This window comes from Variovorax sp. V15, from assembly GCF_041154425.1.
Taxonomy (GTDB): Bacteria; Pseudomonadota; Gammaproteobacteria; order Burkholderiales; family Burkholderiaceae_C; genus Variovorax; species Variovorax guangxiensis.
On the sequence record NZ_AP028659.1, the window covers coordinates 4,726,897 to 4,742,905 of the forward strand.

Consider the following 16,009-nt stretch of genomic DNA (forward strand, 5'->3'; position numbering starts at 1 on the left):
GCATCCGCCTTCAGCTGAAGTCCTCGATCGACTGCGGCGCCGCTGCGCCTGGATAGGGCCGGCCGCGGTACTCCACGACATTGCGTGCGTGCAAGGCCGGCAGCCCCGGGTAGCCGACTGCGCGCCAGAAAACCTTGTCGCGGTTGCCGCCGTAGAACGGGTCCGCGAAACAGGCCTGCACGAACAGCGGATAGAAGCAGTTGTCGAACCACTCGCCGAGCGCGAAACGTTCGTCGTCCCATCGGCCGGCCGCAACGTCCTGGAGCAGCCCGTCGAGCTCGGTGGGGGTGAGTTGTTCGATGACCTTGCCCATGCGCCGACGGATCTCCCGATTCAAAGCGGCGACGCCGGCCTTGAACTGCTCCTCCGGCGTCAATGGCGACTGCGAGCCGTGCTGCGGCTTGCCGGGTCGCCACGGGCCTTGCCGGTAGAGCCGGTCGCCGCGCCCCCAGGCACCGGCCAACTGTCGGTCGATGTAGATGTGCAGGCCGCAATCGACGCCGTTCGGCGTGAGCGAGTCGGCTGGACACATCATGTTGACCAGGGCCTCGACACAGGCTGCCTCCCGGGGCCCTAGCGACAGGTAGCCTGACTCGCGGGACTTTTCAGCGTCGCGGGCTGCGGCGTCTTGCGCCGGAGCAGGTGGAGTGCCGGCGCCGCCAAGCAGCATGGGCGCCGCAAGCGCCGCGCCGGACGCGCCGCCGAGCCGGCGCAGGAAAAGACGCCGCGCGGGCGGCTCTCGGTCATCGATGGGCATGAGATTCTTTCTTGAAGGAGGACGCGGCCGAGTGCGCGCAATGCAGGCAGCCATCGCCAACTTTCGGCTCTGACCTGCGGTACTGCTGGGCGCTCATGCTATGGAGCCGGAGCGTCGACCGGTAGGCCGGTTTCGGGAACCAGCGGGTTGCGCAGCCAGCATCAATGGCACGCGGGCAGGTTCGCGCTCACCAGGGTGTTCGCGCCCTCACAGTTGCCTGGCTGGAAACACCGCGATGCGGCAGAGCAGCCTTCCGCACCATGCATCGCCTGCCTAGCATCGACTCCCACGTGTCACGACATTCCGCAACATCGATCACGGGGTGAGCACATGCATCCATCGATCCTCGAGCAGGAAGCCCGCCAGGACGGCGGCGGTGTCGTCTCCGAACATCGTTCGTTCGGATTCCGGCCGGCCTTCCGCAACACGGAAACGGGTCGTGTCTACGCCGCGCGCTTTGCCGATGGGCGGCTCGCGCCGGTCCACACGATCGACGGCCTGCCCGACGAGGTGGTCGTCGCGCGGTCGGTCACCGGCAAGGCGCTGTCGTTGAAGACGTCGGTGCAGTCCGGGTTCACCCGGAACGGCCGCTTCTACGACCACGACCAGGCTGCGGCCTATCTGGCGCGTCGCCTGGCCGACTCGGGCTTTCGGGCATGGGCATAGGGCGACCGTCCGTACCGTCGCGCCCTCGCTCTGCCTGCTGCTCGGGGTTCAGGCCGGCCCGCATGCTGGCCAGGCTGCGCGCGGCGCGCAATTCCCAGCCCTTCGCGCCCTGCTGCCTGGCCGTCTCGATGGCGCGCAGGTAGAAGCCCTCGGCTTCGTCCGTCATGCCACGGCGCTCGCTGCGCCAGCCCGCGGCGCGCCAGACCTCCGCGGCGCACCACAGTCCTTCGCCTTGCGCGAGCCGCTCGATCAACTGGTCGTCGAACCAATCGGGGCAGAACGTCACGAGCATTTCCCTGCGCGGTGCGTCATAGGTGGCGAACCGTGCAGACACTTCCTGCACGAGCGGATGCCGATCGCCGGCCGTCGCGAGTTGCAGTCCCTGCTGGAACCATTCGGCGTACCGGAGCCAGCCCAGCAACCCGCGGCGCTGCGCCTCCTCCATCATCAATGCGACCCAGCGGCGAGCCAGCTCCGTCTCGCCAGACCAAAGCGCGACAGGACAGGCGCCGTACAGCGCGGAGCACACCGAGAGGGAATTGGCCAGCGAGTCGGCCCTGGAAACGGCGGCTTGGGCAACCTCGAGCGCGTTGGCCGTATCGCCTCGCACCCACAATGTGCGGCACAGCACCGCCATCGCCGCCACGCTCGCATCCGGTCCGAGCATGTTGGCATGCGTGCGCCCGGCGCCGGCGGAGATGGCGATCGACGCCTCGCTGTGCTGTCGGGACACATCGAACTTGCCGCAGAAATGATTGGCCATCGCGCTCACGCGGTGGGAAAGGATGAGCGCCGCCGGATCCTCCCCCGACTGGGCAAGCGCGAGAACAGGCTGCGAGTGCCGCAGAGCCGCGGCGTACTCCCCGCGAAACATGTCGTGCGTGCAGCGGCCCCAGCGTGCGCGCAGCTCCAGCACCGGCATCTTGAGCGCCAGCGCACCCGCCAGCGCCTGATCACAGACGGCATTCAGGTCGTCGTTCGAGCCCCGGGTGTTCAGCAGTGCCGTGATCAAGGCGGTTCTCAACCAAGTAGCACTCTCCAGATCGGGCTCGGGTTGCTGCTCCACCAGCGTGAGCGCCGCAGCGACCCTGTCGCGGTATTCGGCCACCTGCGAGAGGTGGAACCACAGGGGCATCGACGCGATGACCAGCGCCGCGCCCAAGCCGGCGTCGGGCTGCCGCACCAGGCAGACCTCCAACGCGAAGCGAACGTCGTCGAGGCTGTACGCGTAGCGCTCGCCCCAGGCCTGCTCGGCCAGTTGCGCCAGTTCCGCCGTGGCGGTCTTCATCACGTCGAGCATGTACGACGCATGACGCCGAAGCATGGCCGCGTGCTCGTCGCTGCCCTCGAGCAGTGCGCTCGCGTAGCTGCGCGTGGTGTCCAGCAGGCGATAGGGCGAGACGCTGTCGCTGGTGTCGAAGAAGATCAGCGACTTGTTGGTCAGCGAGATCAGCGCGTCGAACGCGACATCGCCATCCATGTCGGCGTTGACGCCGAGTGCCGCGGCCACGTCGAAGCGCCCCCGGAACACCGACAGCCGGCGGAAGAACCGCAGTTCCGTCTCGTCAAGCAGCGCGATGCTCCAGTCGAGCGCGGCGGCCAGCGTGCGGTGGCGCGCCGAGACGGCCCGATTGGCGATGGCATACAGCCGCATGTGATCGTCCAGCGTGCGCGCCAGATCGCCGACCGACTGCACTCCAAGGCGGGCAGCCACCAGTTCGATGGCCAGCGGGATGCCATCGACCTGCCGCGAGATCCGGGCCAGCAGAGGGGCATGCGCTTCATTGAACATGCCTGCGCCCGCGGCCTTGGCGCGCTCGACCAGCAGCCGGACCGACGACCACTTCAAGGCCTTGGCGAGAGGCACGGCTTCCGCATCAGGAACCGCCAGCGGCGGCAGTCGCACGACGTACTCGGCCGTCACGCGGATCGACTCGCGGCTGGTCGCCAGGATGCGCAGTTCTGGCAAGGCGATCAGCAGCTCGTTGATCAGTGGCGCAAGCACGTCGATGACGTGCTCGCAGTTGTCGATCAGCAAGAGCACCTTCTGTCCGGCGAGGCACTGGACGATGGCCTGCAAGGTGTCGGGCATGTCGGCGGCGGCCCCCACCGATCGCGCCAGAGTGCCTGGCACGTGGTCCTGCGAAATCAATGACGAAAGATCGGCAAACGCCGTCGGCGCAGCGCGCTGCAGCTGATAACGCTCCGCAGCATGGATCGCGACGCTGGTTTTTCCGATGCCTCCCGTGCCGACGATGGTGACCAATCGGTTGGCCTCGAGCGCTGAGAGGATGCTCTGCACATCGGCTTCACGACCGACCAGTTCGGTCAACCGGGCCGGCGGTTTGGCAAAAGAAGAAGGAGCCGGGAAAGGCGGCGGCGCTTCAACGGCATCGAGCGACTCGCGATGCACCCTGGCGTTGAATCGATAGCCCCGCTGGGGCACGTTGGAGATCCACTCCTCGCAACCGTCTCCTTCGCCCGGCCGCCCCAGCGACTTTCGAAGCATCGACATGTGAACGCGCACGCTGGACTCCTCGACCACCACGCCCGCCCAGACCGCCGAGAGCAGCTCATCCTTGCCGATGAATTCGCCGGGCCGCTTGATGAGCTGAAGCAGCAGGTCGAAAGCGCGGGGGCCGAGCCGCACCGATTCACCCGAGCGCTCGAGCCGGCGCTGCATTTCCTTGAGGATGAAGGGGCCGAAACGCCAGCGAACCTCCGCCAGATCAGTCCGTTCGGGCGACTCAGCGGCGCGTTCTTGCATGGGGGTTCGCGGTGCGACGGAGGGATTCGAGCGGCTCATCTGCTGCCTTCATGTTAGACGAAAACATTCACTGGACGAACCGTGCTGGAGATGCAGGGCGAGTGCCCTCCGCCTAGCTCATCAGAGGTTTAGACGCACCCTCCCATCGTGTGCCGCGACCTCTACCCAACGGCAGATGCAGGCACGCGCGGAAGATTCTTAGAGTGGAAAGACAGTGAACACCAACGACAAGAGTCTTTCCATGAACACCCCACCCGAGCAGTCGAACAAGACTCCTCTGACCACCGCCTTCGGCGCGCCCGTGGCCGACAACCAGAACAGCCTGTCGGCCGGACCGCGCGGCCCGCTGCTCATGCAGGATGTCTGGCTCATCGAGAAGCTCGCCAACCTGAACCGCGAGGTCATTCCCGAGCGTCGCATGCATGCCAAAGGCTCGGGCGCATTCGGCACCTTCACCGTCACGCACGACATCACCCGGTACACCCGAGCCAGGCTCTTCGGCGCCGTCGGCAAGAAAACAGAGATGTTCGCGCGCTTCACCACCGTGGCCGGCGAACGCGGCGCGGCCGATGCCGAACGCGACATCCGCGGCTTCGCGCTCAAGTTCTATACCGAGGAAGGCAACTGGGACCTGGTGGGCAACAACACGCCCGTGTTCTTTCTGCGCGATCCACGCAAGTTTCCCGACCTCAACAAGGCCGTGAAGCGCGACCCGCGCACGAACATGCGCAGCGCCACCAACAACTGGGACTTCTGGACGCTGCTGCCCGAAGCACTGCATCAGGTCACCATCGTGATGAGCGACCGCGGCATTCCGGCGAGCTACCGCCACATGCACGGCTTCGGCTCGCACACCTACAGCTTCGTCAACGCGCGCGACGAGCGTTTCTGGGTCAAGTTCCACTTCAAGACGCAGCAGGGCATCAGGAACCTCACCGATGCCGAGGCCGCGAGCCTCGTGGGTGCGGACCGCGAGAGCCACCAGCGCGATCTTTTCGATGCGATCGCACGCGGGGACTTCCCCCGATGGACGCTGTACATCCAGGTCATGCCCGAGGCCGATGCCGAGAGCGTGCCGTACCACCCCTTCGACCTCACCAAGGTCTGGCCGAAGAAGGATTGCCCCCTAGTGGAGGTGGGCGTCATGGAGCTCAACCGCAATCCCGGGAACTTCTTCGCCGACGTGGAGCAAAGCGCCTTCGCGCCCAACAACCTCGTCCCGGGCATCGGGGTGTCCCCTGACAAGATGCTGCAGGCGCGCCTGTTTGCCTATTCCGACGCGCAGCGCTACCGGCTGGGCGTGAACCACCACCAGATCCCGGTGAACGCCGCGCGATGCCCCGTGCACAGCAATCATCGGGACGGCGCGATACGCGTCGACGGCAACTACGCCGGCCTGCCCCACTACGAGCCCAACAGCTTCGGCCAGTGGCAGGAACAGCCCGGCTATCGCGAGCCTCCCCTCAGGCTGCGCGGCGATGCCGACTTCTGGAACTTTCGCGAAGACGACGCCGACTACTTCAAGCAGCCCGGTGACCTGTTCCGTCTGATGACGCCTGCGCAGCAATTGGTGCTGTTCGAGAACACCGCAAGGGCCATGGGTGATGCACCGGAGTTCATCAAGCGCAGGCACGTCGACAACTGCGCCAGAGCGGATGCGGCCTACGGCGCGGGCGTTGCGAACGCGCTGGGACTGGCTACGCGTTCGGCGCAAGGATCCGCAACCTGAGGATGACGTGTTTGGTGCGTTTCAGTCACCACCGTGTGCCCTTGTGCATGCCTACCGCCTCGGTCCTGTCCTGCCTACTCTTGGCGACATGCGGCCTCGTGTCGTGATCCGCGCCCGACAACCCCACTGTTGAACGGCACGTCCTGCCAGCCCCGGGCTGGCTCGGCTCGAGTGATCGAGCTACCTCTTTTGGAGATTCCGCCATGTTTTCCCTAGATGAAACCCAGCAATCGGGTACCAAGAAGTTCGAAGAGCTTGTGCCGTCCCGCTATGCCTTGAAAGTCGGCGAGATCGATGCGCTGGTGGTCAGCGACGGCGTGCTGCCGCTGCCTACTTCGACGATGGCCACCAATGCAACCCCCGCCGATCTTGCGAATTGGCTCAGCGACATGTTCATGCCACCCGACAAGTACGACTGGCCGCTGAACGTGATGGTGGCCCGCAGCGGCGACCAGACCATCCTCATCGACGCTGGTCTGGGCGGTCAGTTCTCGGGCTTCCCGCGTGCCGGTCAGTTCCCCCAGCGACTCGAAGCCGCCGGCATCGCGCTCGAGTCCGTCACCGATGTGATCCTGACTCACATGCACATGGACCACGTGGGCGGGCTGCTGGTTCCGGGCGTCAAGGAGCGCCTGCGCCCGGACGTGCGCATTCATGTCTCCGCGGCCGAGGTCAAGTTCTGGACCTCGCCCGACTTCACTCGCACCGTCATGCCGAACCCGGTGCCCGAGGTGCTGCGGTCGACTGCCAGGAGCTTCTACGAGGAATACCGCGACAAGCTGCAGACCTTCGAGGACACGCGTGAAGTTGCGCCGGGTGTCATCGTTCGCCACACCGGCGGCCACACTCCTGGGCACAGCGTGGTCGACCTGGTGTCAGGCGGTGAACGGCTGACTTTCGCCGGCGACGCCGTGTTTCCGGTCGGATTCGATCACCCCGACTGGCAAAACGGTTTCGAGCACGACCCCGAGGAGGCTGCTCGTGTTCGCATGCGCCTTTTCCAGGAACTAGCGCAAACCGGGGGGCTGCTGGTTGCCGCCCACCTGCCGTTCCCCTCGCTGGGCCACGTCGCGGTCGATGGCGAGGCGTTTCGCTGGGTACCGATCATCTGGGACTATTGATCGCGCGGCAGCAGCGCATTTCAAAGCCGCTGTCGACCTGCGCGATGCCGCGCTTGGCACTTAAACACGCGTGCCACTTTCGAAGCGAGGTTTCTGCAATTTGATTCGGTTGAGCACGGTTGCTCCGCACAAGCGAATGGGAGATCCCTTTTCATAGGGAATTGCAGCTTCGACCGAGGCCTAGAACCCGTCGAGTGGCAGTCAGGACCACCGACGGGGTTGATGTGCTCTCTCTATTCGCGAGGTGCTGCCTGGCCGTGCGCTTCGGCGTGCTCCTTGAGGCGCTCCCACAGCTTCGGATGGGCCTTGAATCCGACACCATGGCGCAGCACGTTGCGGACCGTTAGAACGGCCAAACGCTGGGTCTTGGCATCGGCCGGACTAGCGATGTCGATCCAGCTACGGCCAAGACTTGGCGGCGATTCGAGGCGAACTTCGTTGGTGAGTCAGCGAACGCAGACGTATCGCCCAGAACCCGCGCACGAAGCTTCGCTCGGCACGCGCGCGACAAGTCCGATGCCAGCGCGCAATCCGGAATGACTCCGTCGGCTCGGGTCATGAAGTCGAACTGACGCTGGATAAGACCGCGACCGGTTTTGGACGTCAAAGCGTGCGGGTCGGAGAGCTCCACGCGCTTGAGCTCATCTGCGCGGAGGACGAACTCGAAGCGCAACAGGCTCTGCGCCTTCGACGTCAACCGCGTCGCGCAGATGCTCGACGTGTCGCGCTCGACGGTCTACCGGCTGATCCGCGACAAGCACCTCACCCTGGTCAAGGTTGGGAAACGCGGCAGCCGCGTCACCGCAGAGAGTGTTTCCGAATTTCTCAAGGCGCGCGAGCCGGCCGATGCTGGGTAGGATGGCAGGGTCCTGCGCTTCGGCAACGCCTTGAATTGCGGGTAGCCAGCCGGGTAGTCAGCCCTCGAATTCTCAAGATCAACGCCATAAGTTATTGATCTGAAAAGACTTTTTTCCCACATGAAAATAGCCACCTGGAACGTCAACTCCCTCACCGCGCGCCTGCAGCACGTGCTCGACTGGCTCATCGCCAACCCTGTCGACGTGCTGTGCCTGCAGGAGCTGAAGATGACGGACGACAAATTCCCGCTCGACGTGCTCAAGTCGGCCGGCTACGAGGCCGCGGTGTTCGGCCAGAAGACCTACAACGGCGTTGCCATCCTCAGCCTCGCGCCGGTGGGCGACGTGGTGAAGAACATCACCGGCTTCAGCGACGACCAGTCGCGCGTGATCGCGGCCACGGTGGAGACACCGTCGGGTCCGCTGCGCGTGGTCAACGGTTACTTCGTCAACGGCCAGGCGCCGGGTACGGACAAGTTCGAATACAAGATGAAGTGGCTCGACGCGCTGCGCGACGCGCTGCGGCAGGAACTGGCGGCCAACCCGAACCTCGTGCTGCTGGGTGACTTCAACATCACGCCCGAAGACCGCGACAGCTTCGACCCCGTGGGCCTGAAGGAAACCATCCACCACACGACCGAAGAACGCAACCACTTCAAGGCGCTGCTCGATCTCGGCCTGAAGGACAGCTTCCGCATGTTCGAGCAGCCCGAGAAGAGCTACTCGTGGTGGGACTACCGCATGCTGGGCTACCAGAAGAACCGCGGCCTGCGCATCGACCACATCCTGGTGAGCGAGCCGCTGGTGCCGCGCGTGAAGGGCTGCATCATCGACCGCGTGCCGCGCAAGTGGGAAAAACCGAGCGACCATGCCCCGGTGGTGCTCGACCTGGACCTGGGGGCCTAGGCCATGGCCGCGCGCAAACTGGCAGTGGCCGCCGTCGCGCTGATGCTCTCGGCCTGTTCGCTGCTGAAGCCGGCCGACAAGGCGGAGGAAGGCGACAACAAGGGCACCCCGCCCTCTTCCACCGGCGAGACCACGACCGACGGCCGCGAGGTGCCGACCGTGCGGCTCATCACCGCGCAGACGCCCGCGGTGCGCGCCTACCGCAAGATCGGCGCGCGACACATCTACAACAAGTACGCAAGCCGCATCTACAAGGGCAAGCTGCCGCCGCTGGTGTATGCGGTGGTGGTGGTCGAGACCGACATCGACGCGACGGGCAAGGTGGTGAACGTCACCTTCAGCCGAACGCCGAGCCATGCGCCGGAGGTGGCGCCGATGATCGCGGAGATGATCAAGGCCGCCTCTCCCCTGCCCAACCCGGGCAAGCTCGGAGGCCACACCTACGTGGACACCTGGCTCTGGGACCGCAGCGACAAGTTCCAGATCGATTCGCTGACGCAGGGGCAGCGCAGCCGCTGAAAGAGCGAAGCGGAAGAAAGAAAAAAGGCCCTGAAGGGGCCTTTTTCATTCGATGCCGAGTTCCTGGATCTTTCGGGTGATGGTGTTGCGCCCGATGCCGAGTTTCTGCGCCGCCTCGATGCGGCGGCCGCGCGTGTTGGCCAGCGCGGTGAGGATCAGCCTCGACTCGAATCGGCGCGAAAGCACGTCCCATACGTCGGTGCGGCCGGCAGCCAGCAGGGCCTGCGCCTCGGCTTCCAGGCCGCCTTCCCAGCTGCTGGTGGTGCTCGCTGCTGGAGCATGAGTCTCGGCGTGTTCGGAGACGGCAAGCGCGGAGGACACCGCCTCGCCGCCGGCCACCGGCAGTGAGGGCACAGGCTGTGCCGCCACGGGCGTCGATGCGACGAACGGCGCGTCGGCCACGACATGCGCTTCGGCACCGGTGCCGCCCGCCATCATCACTTCGGGCGGCAGGTCCTTCGCCTCGATCAGCTGGGCCGGTGCCATCACCGTCAGCCAGTGGCAGATGTTTTCCAGCTGGCGCACGTTGCCCGGGAAATTGAATGCCGCGAGCTTCGCCAATGCAGCATCAGAGATGCGCTTGGGCTCCACGCCGAGCTGGCGCGCGCTCACCTGCAGGAAGTGGCGCGTGAGCGCGGGCACGTCCTCGCCGCGTTCGCGCAACGCCGGCAGGCGCAGGCGGATCACGTTGAGGCGGTGGAACAAGTCTTCGCGGAAGCCGCCGAGCTTGACGCGCTGCTCCAGGTCCTGGTGGGTCGCCGCGATGACGCGCACGTTGGCCTTCACCGAGTTGTGGCCGCCCACGCGGTAGAAATGGCCGTCGCTCAGCACGCGCAGCAGGCGCGTCTGCAGGTCGAAGGGCATGTCGCCGATTTCGTCGAGGAAGAGCGTGCCGCCCTCGGCCTGCTCGAAGCGGCCGCGGCGCATGGTCTGCGCGCCGGTGAAGGCGCCGCGCTCGTGGCCGAAGAGTTCGCTCTCCAAGAGGTCCTTGGGGATGGCGGCGGTGTTGATGGCCACGAAGGGGCCGTTGGCGCGCGGCGAGTGCTTGTGCAGCGCGCGCGCCACCAGCTCCTTGCCCGAGCCCGATTCACCGGTGATGAGCACCGTGACGTTGCTCTGCGAAAGACGCCCGATGGCGCGGAACACGTCCTGCATGGCGGGCGCCTGGCCGAGCATCTCTGGCGCAGCGACCATGCGCTCCTCGGCCACTTCCTCGCGCTGGCTTTCGTCGACCGCGCGGCGGATGAGCTCGACCGCGCGCGGCAGGTCGAAGGGCTTGGGCAGGTATTCGAAGGCGCCGCCCTGGAAGGCCGAGACGGCGCTGTCGAGGTCGGAGAACGCCGTCATGATGATGACGGGCAGGCCCGGGTGCAGGGCCTTGATCTTGTCGAGCAGGTCGAGCCCGGAACCGCCGGGCATGCGGATGTCGCTCACCAGGACCTGGGGCGCGAGCTGGTCATCGTCGGCGGCCTGCTCGAGTGCCGCCAGAACCTCGCGCGTGTTGGTGAAGCTGCGCGTGGGCAGGTCTTCGCGCAGCAGAGCCTTCTCGAGCACGAAGCGAATCGATTGGTCGTCATCAACTATCCAGATCGGCTTCATGCATCTCCTCTGTTGCCGGTGGCTGCGCTAGGGCAGCGGTATCAATATCTTGAAATCGGTTCGGCCCGGGACGCTGTCGCACTCGATCACGCCGTGATGCTGTTGCACAAAAGTCTGCGCGAGCGTCAATCCCAGCCCGGTCCCGCCTTCCCTGCCCGATACGAGCGGATAGAAGATGCGGTCCTTGATCGTGTCCGGCACACCCGGTCCATTGTCGATTACATGCAATTCCAGTGCCAGTCGATACCACTGCTTGTTGAAGATCACCTGGCGGGCCACCCGCGTCTTGAAAGTGATCTGCGCGTCACCGGCGGCGCGGCGCTCCGCCAGCGCCTGCGCCGCGTTGTGCGCGATGTTCAGCGTGGCCTGGATGAGCTGCTCGCGATCGCCGCGGAACTCGGGAATGGAAACGTCGAAATCGCGCTCGATGTGCAGGTCGCGCGGAAACTCCGCAAGGATGACCGAGCGCACCCGCTCGCAGACTTCGTGGATGTTGACGTCGCCCACCACGTGCGGGCGTCGGTGCGGCGCCAATAGCCGGTCGACCAGCGTCTGCAGCCGGTCGGCCTCGTGGATGATGACCTGGGTGTATTCGACGAGGTCGCGCGATTCGACCTCCATCTGCAGCAGCTGCGCGGCGCCGCGGATGCCGCCCAGCGGGTTCTTGATCTCGTGCGCGAGATTGCGGATGAGCTCCTTGTTCGCCTGCGCCTGGTCGATGAGCCGCTCCTCCCGGTCCTGCCGCACCTGCTGCTCCAGCGGCGACATTTCGATGATGAGCTCGCCCTTCTTCTCGCCGTGCGCGAGCGAAACCTGCACCGGCATCAGCTCGTGGTTCACGCGGCGCAGGAAGGCTTCGTAGCGCAGCGTGGCGAAGTCGTTGCTGCTCGCGCCGTCGATGGCCGTGCGCAGCACCTGCGGCTCGTGGAAGCACGCGCCGAACTGGGAGCCTTCGAGCGTGCGGCGCGATGTGCCGAGCGCGTCCTCGAGCCCCGCGTTGGCGAACAGTACCGAGCCCTTGCTGTCGACCACCGCGATCAGCGTGGACAGCAGGTCGAAGGACTGGAAGCGCGAATTGGCGCCGGCCGCCTTCTTTCCGAACACCATGGCGTCTTACTGAGGCTGCTTGGCGGGCAGCCGGGCGATCTCGCGGCGGATGCCGGCGATGTCGCTCTCGTTGCGCGCCAGCTCGGCCTTCATCTCGGCGACGCGGTCCAGGTATTTCTGGTAATTGCGGCCTTCGCTGCCCTGCTTCTCGGGCTCGCCGTTGTTGTATTCCTTCTGCAGCTCGGCCTGCCGCGCCTCGGCCTTCTTGAGCTCGGCCTCGAGCACCGCGCGCGCCTCGCCGTCACGGGCACGCTGGTCGACGCCTTCCACGCGGGGGCTGCCGGCCGGTGAACGCGCCGCCGAGGAGCCACCACCCGAAGAGGAAGATGCGGAACCGCCGCCCGAAGCCCTCGTGCCCTGCACCACCGTGACGTTGCCGCCTTCCATCACCTTGCAGCCCTTCTGCTGCGCGATGGTGGAGTTGTTCGTGTATTCGTTGCCGCAGCGCCAGACGCGCTCCTGCGAAAGCGCCGGCAACGCGACCAATGAACCAGCCAGGAAAATGAGGGAAGCAGTCTTCATGTGTATCGGTGGAGAGCGGCGACAAAGGCGCATTTTCGTGCAATTCGACGGCAAAAGTGACCAGATGTTCCACCCAAAAGAAAAAGGACGGCCGAGCCGTCCTTCATGACCCATCAGGCCTGCACCTCCCGTGAGGAAGGCGCATGCAGTCTGGGGGGAACCGATTACAGGGAGTAGTACATGTCGAACTCGACCGGATGGGTCGCCATGCGGAAGCGCGTGACTTCCTGCATCTTCAGGTCGATGTACGCGTCGATGTAGGCATCGGTGAACACGCCGCCCTTGGTCAGGAACGCACGGTCCTTGTCCAGGTTTTCCAGGGCCTGGTCGAGGCTGTGGCAGACGGTCGGGATCAGCGCGTCTTCTTCCGGCGGCAGGTGGTACAGGTCCTTGCTGGCGGCTTCGCCCGGATGGATCTTGTTTTCCACGCCGTCGAGACCCGCCATCAGCAGGGCCGCGAAACCGAGGTACGGGTTCATCAGCGGATCGGGGAAGCGCGCTTCGACACGGCGGCCCTTCGGGTTGGCCACGAACGGAATGCGGATCGATGCCGAGCGGTTCTTGGCCGAGTAGGCCAGCTTCACCGGGGCCTCGAAGCCGGGGACCAGGCGCTTGTAGCTGTTGGTGCCGGGGTTCGTGATGGCGTTCAGGGCACGGGCGTGCTTGATGATGCCGCCGATGTAGTGCAGGGCGAAGTCCGAGAGGCCTGCATAGCCGTCGCCGGCGAACAGGTTCTTGCCGTCCTTCCAGACCGACTGGTGCACGTGCATGCCGGAGCCGTTGTCGCCGACGACGGGCTTGGGCATGAAGGTGGCGGTCTTGCCGTAGGCGTGGGCCACGTTGTGGATCACGTACTTCTGCAGCTGGACCCAGTCGGCGCGCTGCACCAGCGTGCTGAACTTGGTGCCGATCTCGAGCTGGCCGGCGTTGGCCACTTCATGGTGATGCACTTCGACCGGGATGCCCAGCGATTCGAGCACCAGGCACATTTCCGAGCGCATGTCCTGGAAGCTGTCGACCGGGGGAACCGGGAAGTAGCCGCCCTTGACCGCGGGACGGTGGCCGCTGTTGCCGTGCTCAAACTCTTTGTCGGTGTTCCACGAGGCTTCTTCGGATTCGATCTTCACGAAGCAACCCGACATGTCGTTCTTCCAGCGCACGCCGTCGAACACGAAGAATTCGGGTTCCGGACCGAAGTAGGCGGTGTCGCCCAGGCCCGATGCCTTCATGTACGCCTCGGCGCGCTTGGCAAGCGAGCGCGGATCGCGTTCGTAGGCCTTGCCGTCGGCGGGGTCGATCACGTCGCAGGTCAGGATCATCGTCGTCTCTTCGAAGAACGGATCGATGTTGGCGGTGTTCGGGTCGGGCATGAGCTGCATGTCCGAAGCTTCGATCCCCTTCCAGCCGGCGATGGACGAGCCGTCGAATGCGTGGCCCGAGGTGAATTTGTCTTCGTCGAAAGCCGAGACCGGCACGGTCACGTGCTGCTCTTTGCCGCGGGTATCGGTGAAGCGGAAGTCGACGAACTTGACCTCGTTTTCCTTGACGAGCTTGAGTACATCGGCGACGGTCTTTGCCATCAGTTTCTCCTGAGTTGGATGGTGGTTAGGAATACAGGGACGTGGGATGCAGTTTCTGTGCCATTGTCGCCTCGCCGGATGAGGCTTCGATGACCGCCGTGGAACCCAAATGAAGGCGGAAATTCACTATTTTGGTGCATTGATTTTTATCGCACCAATTCAGGGCCAAGCTTGGCGTCAAAAGTGTGCAGACCTTCGATGAGCTGGGCATAGGCGGCGTCGAGCCGGCCCGCGTCGCCCTTGACGCCCAGTTCGATGTGGCGGCCGTAGGTCGGGTGATCGACGCTGGGCAGGCTGAACACCTTGACGCCGGCATGGGTGGCCTCGATGGCTTCCATGAGGGGGGTCAGCGTGGCCTCCATGGCACCGAAAACGATCACGGACTTCTCGGCGACGGCATTGCTGGCGAACAGGCTGGCGTAGCGCCCGTCGAGCACCGATTCGATCATCGGCCAGGCCATGACGGGAAAGCCCGGCACGAAGTGCACGTCGCCCACGCTGAAGCCCGGAATCTTGTTGTACGGGTTGTAGATGAGCGTGGCCCCCTGTGGAAACACGCCCATGTTGAGCCGGTGCACGTTGTCGGCCCGGTCGGGCTCGTAGGGCACGCCCTGCTCGCGCGCGGTGTCCTGCATGCGCTCGCGGATCAGCAGCTCGGCCTCGGGGTGCAGCGCCAGCGGCACGCCCAGCGCCCTGGCCGCGCACTGGCGGGTGTGGTCGTCGGGCGTGGCGCCGATGCCGCCGGTCGAGAAGACGACGTCGCCCGAGGCGAAGGCGCGCTGCAGCGCCGCCGTGATGCGGGCGGGCTCGTCGCCCACGTATTCGGCCCAGCCCAGCTGCAGGCCGCGGGCGGCGAGCAGCTCGATGACCTTGGACATGTGCTTGTCGGCACGCTTGCCGGAGAGGATCTCGTCGCCGACGACGATGAGACCGAATGCGCGAGTCATGGAGAACCCCATTGGGAAAGAGCGGCCTTGCTGGCTTCATCGGCCTCGATGGCGGGCGTGCCGCCGGCCGCGGATGCTTCCGCCGCCGCGCGCCGGGCGCGCAGCTGCGCGAGCGCGTCGAGGCAGTAGTGGGCGAACCAGAGCGCCGAGAAGGCGAAAACCAGTGTGTAGATCCAGATGGCGATCGGCACAAGCACGAAGAAGGCGGCGGCGAACAGCAGGCCCGACGCCCAGACGATGCTGGGCGCGGCGCCCAGGTAGCCGCACAGCACGCCGATGCACAAGAGCGGCACCCGGTGCGCTCGGATGAGCGCGGCGCGCTCCTCGGGGCTGGCATGCTCGGCCAGCGCGTCGAAGCTCATCACGCGGTAGGTGAGCCAGCCCCAGATCAGCGGCGGCAATATCAGCACCAGCGGAGGAATGAGCCACAGCGGCATCGACACCACCAGCGCGATCACCGCCAGCACGGTGGCGGCCAGCGAGCGCGCCACGCTGCCGAGGAAGGAAGCGCCCTTCTTCTGCTCCAGCCCCGGAAAACGCCGTTCGCCGACCAGCTTCGTCAACGCGGGAGCCATGAAACCGGCCACGATCAGCAGGCAGACCACCACGATCACCGGCGTGGCGGCGAACACCACGACCAGCGATGCCAGCACGGAAGTGACATCGCCGGAGAAGAGACGGCCGAGCCACGACCAGAAGCTCGACAGCAGCGGCCAGGCGTCGAGCGCGCCGCGCGTCCAGACCACGGCCGCGTCCCAGTAGAAGTAGCCCAGCGCCGCGGCCAGCACGATCATGAGCCCCAGCGGCAGCAGCGACAGCACGATCACGCGCGGCAGCATGCAATAGGCGACCGCGCGCCAGAAGGAGTCGAGGAGCAGGCGCATGAGGCAGCGAGGATAACGCCTCGGGCGCGCGGTTCAGGGCCCGGAGCC

General features: G+C 65.6%; 14 protein-coding genes. 6 read left to right on the forward strand and 8 right to left on the reverse strand.

The annotated features are described in order from the left end of the window. Positions 1-10: 10 nt before the first annotated feature. On the reverse strand, positions 11-757 hold the full coding sequence (locus tag ACAM57_RS22455; protein WP_369658996.1) for a gluconate 2-dehydrogenase subunit 3 family protein: 747 nt from the start codon (positions 755-757) through the stop codon (positions 11-13). A gap of 330 nt (positions 758-1,087) precedes the next feature. Between ACAM57_RS22455 and ACAM57_RS22460 the strand changes: the two genes are divergently transcribed. Then, complete coding sequence (locus tag ACAM57_RS22460) at positions 1,088-1,423, forward strand: hypothetical protein (RefSeq protein WP_369658997.1); 336 nt, start codon at positions 1,088-1,090, stop codon at positions 1,421-1,423. Here the strand turns inward: ACAM57_RS22460 and ACAM57_RS22465 are convergent. Continuing rightward, entirely contained in the window at positions 1,332-4,190 is a 2,859-nt protein-coding gene (locus tag ACAM57_RS22465) for a winged helix-turn-helix domain-containing protein (protein ID WP_369658998.1), read from the reverse strand. The two genes, ACAM57_RS22460 and ACAM57_RS22465, sit on opposite strands and share 92 nt — an antisense overlap. 241 nt (positions 4,191-4,431) lie before the next feature. On the opposite strand from ACAM57_RS22465, the gene ACAM57_RS22470 reads away from it, so the two are divergent. The 5 genes from ACAM57_RS22470 to ACAM57_RS22490 all read left to right on the forward strand — a co-directional run bounded on the left by ACAM57_RS22470 (position 4,432) and on the right by ACAM57_RS22490 (position 9,322). After that, positions 4,432-5,919, forward strand: coding sequence for a catalase (locus tag ACAM57_RS22470; RefSeq protein ID WP_369658999.1), 1,488 nt, complete (start codon positions 4,432-4,434; stop codon positions 5,917-5,919). A gap of 203 nt (positions 5,920-6,122) precedes the next feature. Continuing rightward, on the forward strand, positions 6,123-7,040 hold the full coding sequence (locus ACAM57_RS22475; protein ID WP_369659000.1) for an MBL fold metallo-hydrolase: 918 nt from the start codon (positions 6,123-6,125) through the stop codon (positions 7,038-7,040). Between the two features lie 635 nt (positions 7,041-7,675). Continuing rightward, positions 7,676-7,897 (forward strand): helix-turn-helix domain-containing protein, encoded by a 222-nt coding sequence (locus ACAM57_RS22480; protein WP_369659001.1) that lies wholly within the window; start codon positions 7,676-7,678, stop codon positions 7,895-7,897. A gap of 120 nt (positions 7,898-8,017) precedes the next feature. After that, positions 8,018-8,803, forward strand: a complete 786-nt coding sequence (gene xth / locus ACAM57_RS22485; protein WP_369659002.1) for an exodeoxyribonuclease III — start codon at positions 8,018-8,020, stop codon at positions 8,801-8,803. A gap of 3 nt (positions 8,804-8,806) precedes the next feature. Next, complete coding sequence (locus ACAM57_RS22490; RefSeq protein ID WP_184635877.1) at positions 8,807-9,322, forward strand: hypothetical protein; 516 nt, start codon at positions 8,807-8,809, stop codon at positions 9,320-9,322. Between the two features lie 45 nt (positions 9,323-9,367). Here the strand turns inward: ACAM57_RS22490 and ntrC are convergent, their stop codons facing one another. The 6 genes from ntrC to ACAM57_RS22520 form a co-directional block, all read right to left on the reverse strand. Then, positions 9,368-10,921: a nitrogen regulation protein NR(I) gene (gene ntrC / locus ACAM57_RS22495; RefSeq protein WP_369659003.1), complete on the reverse strand. Its 1,554-nt coding sequence runs from the start codon at positions 10,919-10,921 to the stop codon at positions 9,368-9,370. Between the two features lie 27 nt (positions 10,922-10,948). After that, positions 10,949-12,028 carry a nitrogen regulation protein NR(II) gene (glnL, locus tag ACAM57_RS22500; RefSeq protein ID WP_126024536.1) on the reverse strand — a complete coding sequence of 360 codons (1,080 nt, stop codon included), beginning with the start codon at positions 12,026-12,028 and terminating at the stop codon, positions 10,949-10,951. A 6-nt stretch (positions 12,029-12,034) separates the two neighbouring features. After that, positions 12,035-12,550: a hypothetical protein gene (locus ACAM57_RS22505; RefSeq protein ID WP_184635873.1), complete on the reverse strand. Its 516-nt coding sequence runs from the start codon at positions 12,548-12,550 to the stop codon at positions 12,035-12,037. Between the two features lie 164 nt (positions 12,551-12,714). After that, positions 12,715-14,130: a type I glutamate--ammonia ligase gene (gene glnA, locus ACAM57_RS22510; protein WP_126024534.1), complete on the reverse strand. Its 1,416-nt coding sequence runs from the start codon at positions 14,128-14,130 to the stop codon at positions 12,715-12,717. Between the two features lie 146 nt (positions 14,131-14,276). Beyond that, a complete protein-coding gene (locus ACAM57_RS22515) occupies positions 14,277-15,077 on the reverse strand; it encodes a competence/damage-inducible protein A (protein WP_369659004.1) in 801 nt (266 codons plus the stop codon). Continuing rightward, positions 15,074-15,961 (reverse strand): EI24 domain-containing protein, encoded by an 888-nt coding sequence (locus tag ACAM57_RS22520; protein WP_126024532.1) that lies wholly within the window; start codon positions 15,959-15,961, stop codon positions 15,074-15,076. The genes ACAM57_RS22515 and ACAM57_RS22520 overlap by 4 nt, the downstream gene beginning before the upstream one ends. Positions 15,962-16,009: the final 48 nt, after the last annotated feature.

Excerpts from the sequence above, each read along its gene's own strand:
- xth (WP_369659002.1), top strand. The coding sequence starts at position 8,018 with ATGAAAATAGCCACCTGGAACGTCAACTCCCTCACCGCGCGCCTGCAG.
- ACAM57_RS22475 (WP_369659000.1), top strand. The coding sequence starts at position 6,123 with ATGTTTTCCCTAGATGAAACCCAGCAATCGGGTACCAAGAAGTTCGAA.
- ACAM57_RS22470 (WP_369658999.1), top strand. The coding sequence starts at position 4,432 with ATGAACACCCCACCCGAGCAGTCGAACAAGACTCCTCTGACCACCGCC.
- ACAM57_RS22460 (WP_369658997.1), top strand. The coding sequence starts at position 1,088 with ATGCATCCATCGATCCTCGAGCAGGAAGCCCGCCAGGACGGCGGCGGT.
- glnL (WP_126024536.1), bottom strand. The coding sequence starts at position 12,028 with ATGGTGTTCGGAAAGAAGGCGGCCGGCGCCAATTCGCGCTTCCAGTCC.
- ACAM57_RS22515 (WP_369659004.1), bottom strand. The coding sequence starts at position 15,077 with ATGACTCGCGCATTCGGTCTCATCGTCGTCGGCGACGAGATCCTCTCC.
- ACAM57_RS22455 (WP_369658996.1), bottom strand. The coding sequence starts at position 757 with ATGCCCATCGATGACCGAGAGCCGCCCGCGCGGCGTCTTTTCCTGCGC.
- glnA (WP_126024534.1), bottom strand. The coding sequence starts at position 14,130 with ATGGCAAAGACCGTCGCCGATGTACTCAAGCTCGTCAAGGAAAACGAG.
- ntrC (WP_369659003.1), bottom strand. The coding sequence starts at position 10,921 with ATGAAGCCGATCTGGATAGTTGATGACGACCAATCGATTCGCTTCGTG.
- ACAM57_RS22490 (WP_184635877.1), top strand. The coding sequence starts at position 8,807 with ATGGCCGCGCGCAAACTGGCAGTGGCCGCCGTCGCGCTGATGCTCTCG.
- ACAM57_RS22520 (WP_126024532.1), bottom strand. The coding sequence starts at position 15,961 with ATGCGCCTGCTCCTCGACTCCTTCTGGCGCGCGGTCGCCTATTGCATG.
- ACAM57_RS22505 (WP_184635873.1), bottom strand. The coding sequence starts at position 12,550 with ATGAAGACTGCTTCCCTCATTTTCCTGGCTGGTTCATTGGTCGCGTTG.
- ACAM57_RS22465 (WP_369658998.1), bottom strand. The coding sequence starts at position 4,190 with ATGCAAGAACGCGCCGCTGAGTCGCCCGAACGGACTGATCTGGCGGAG.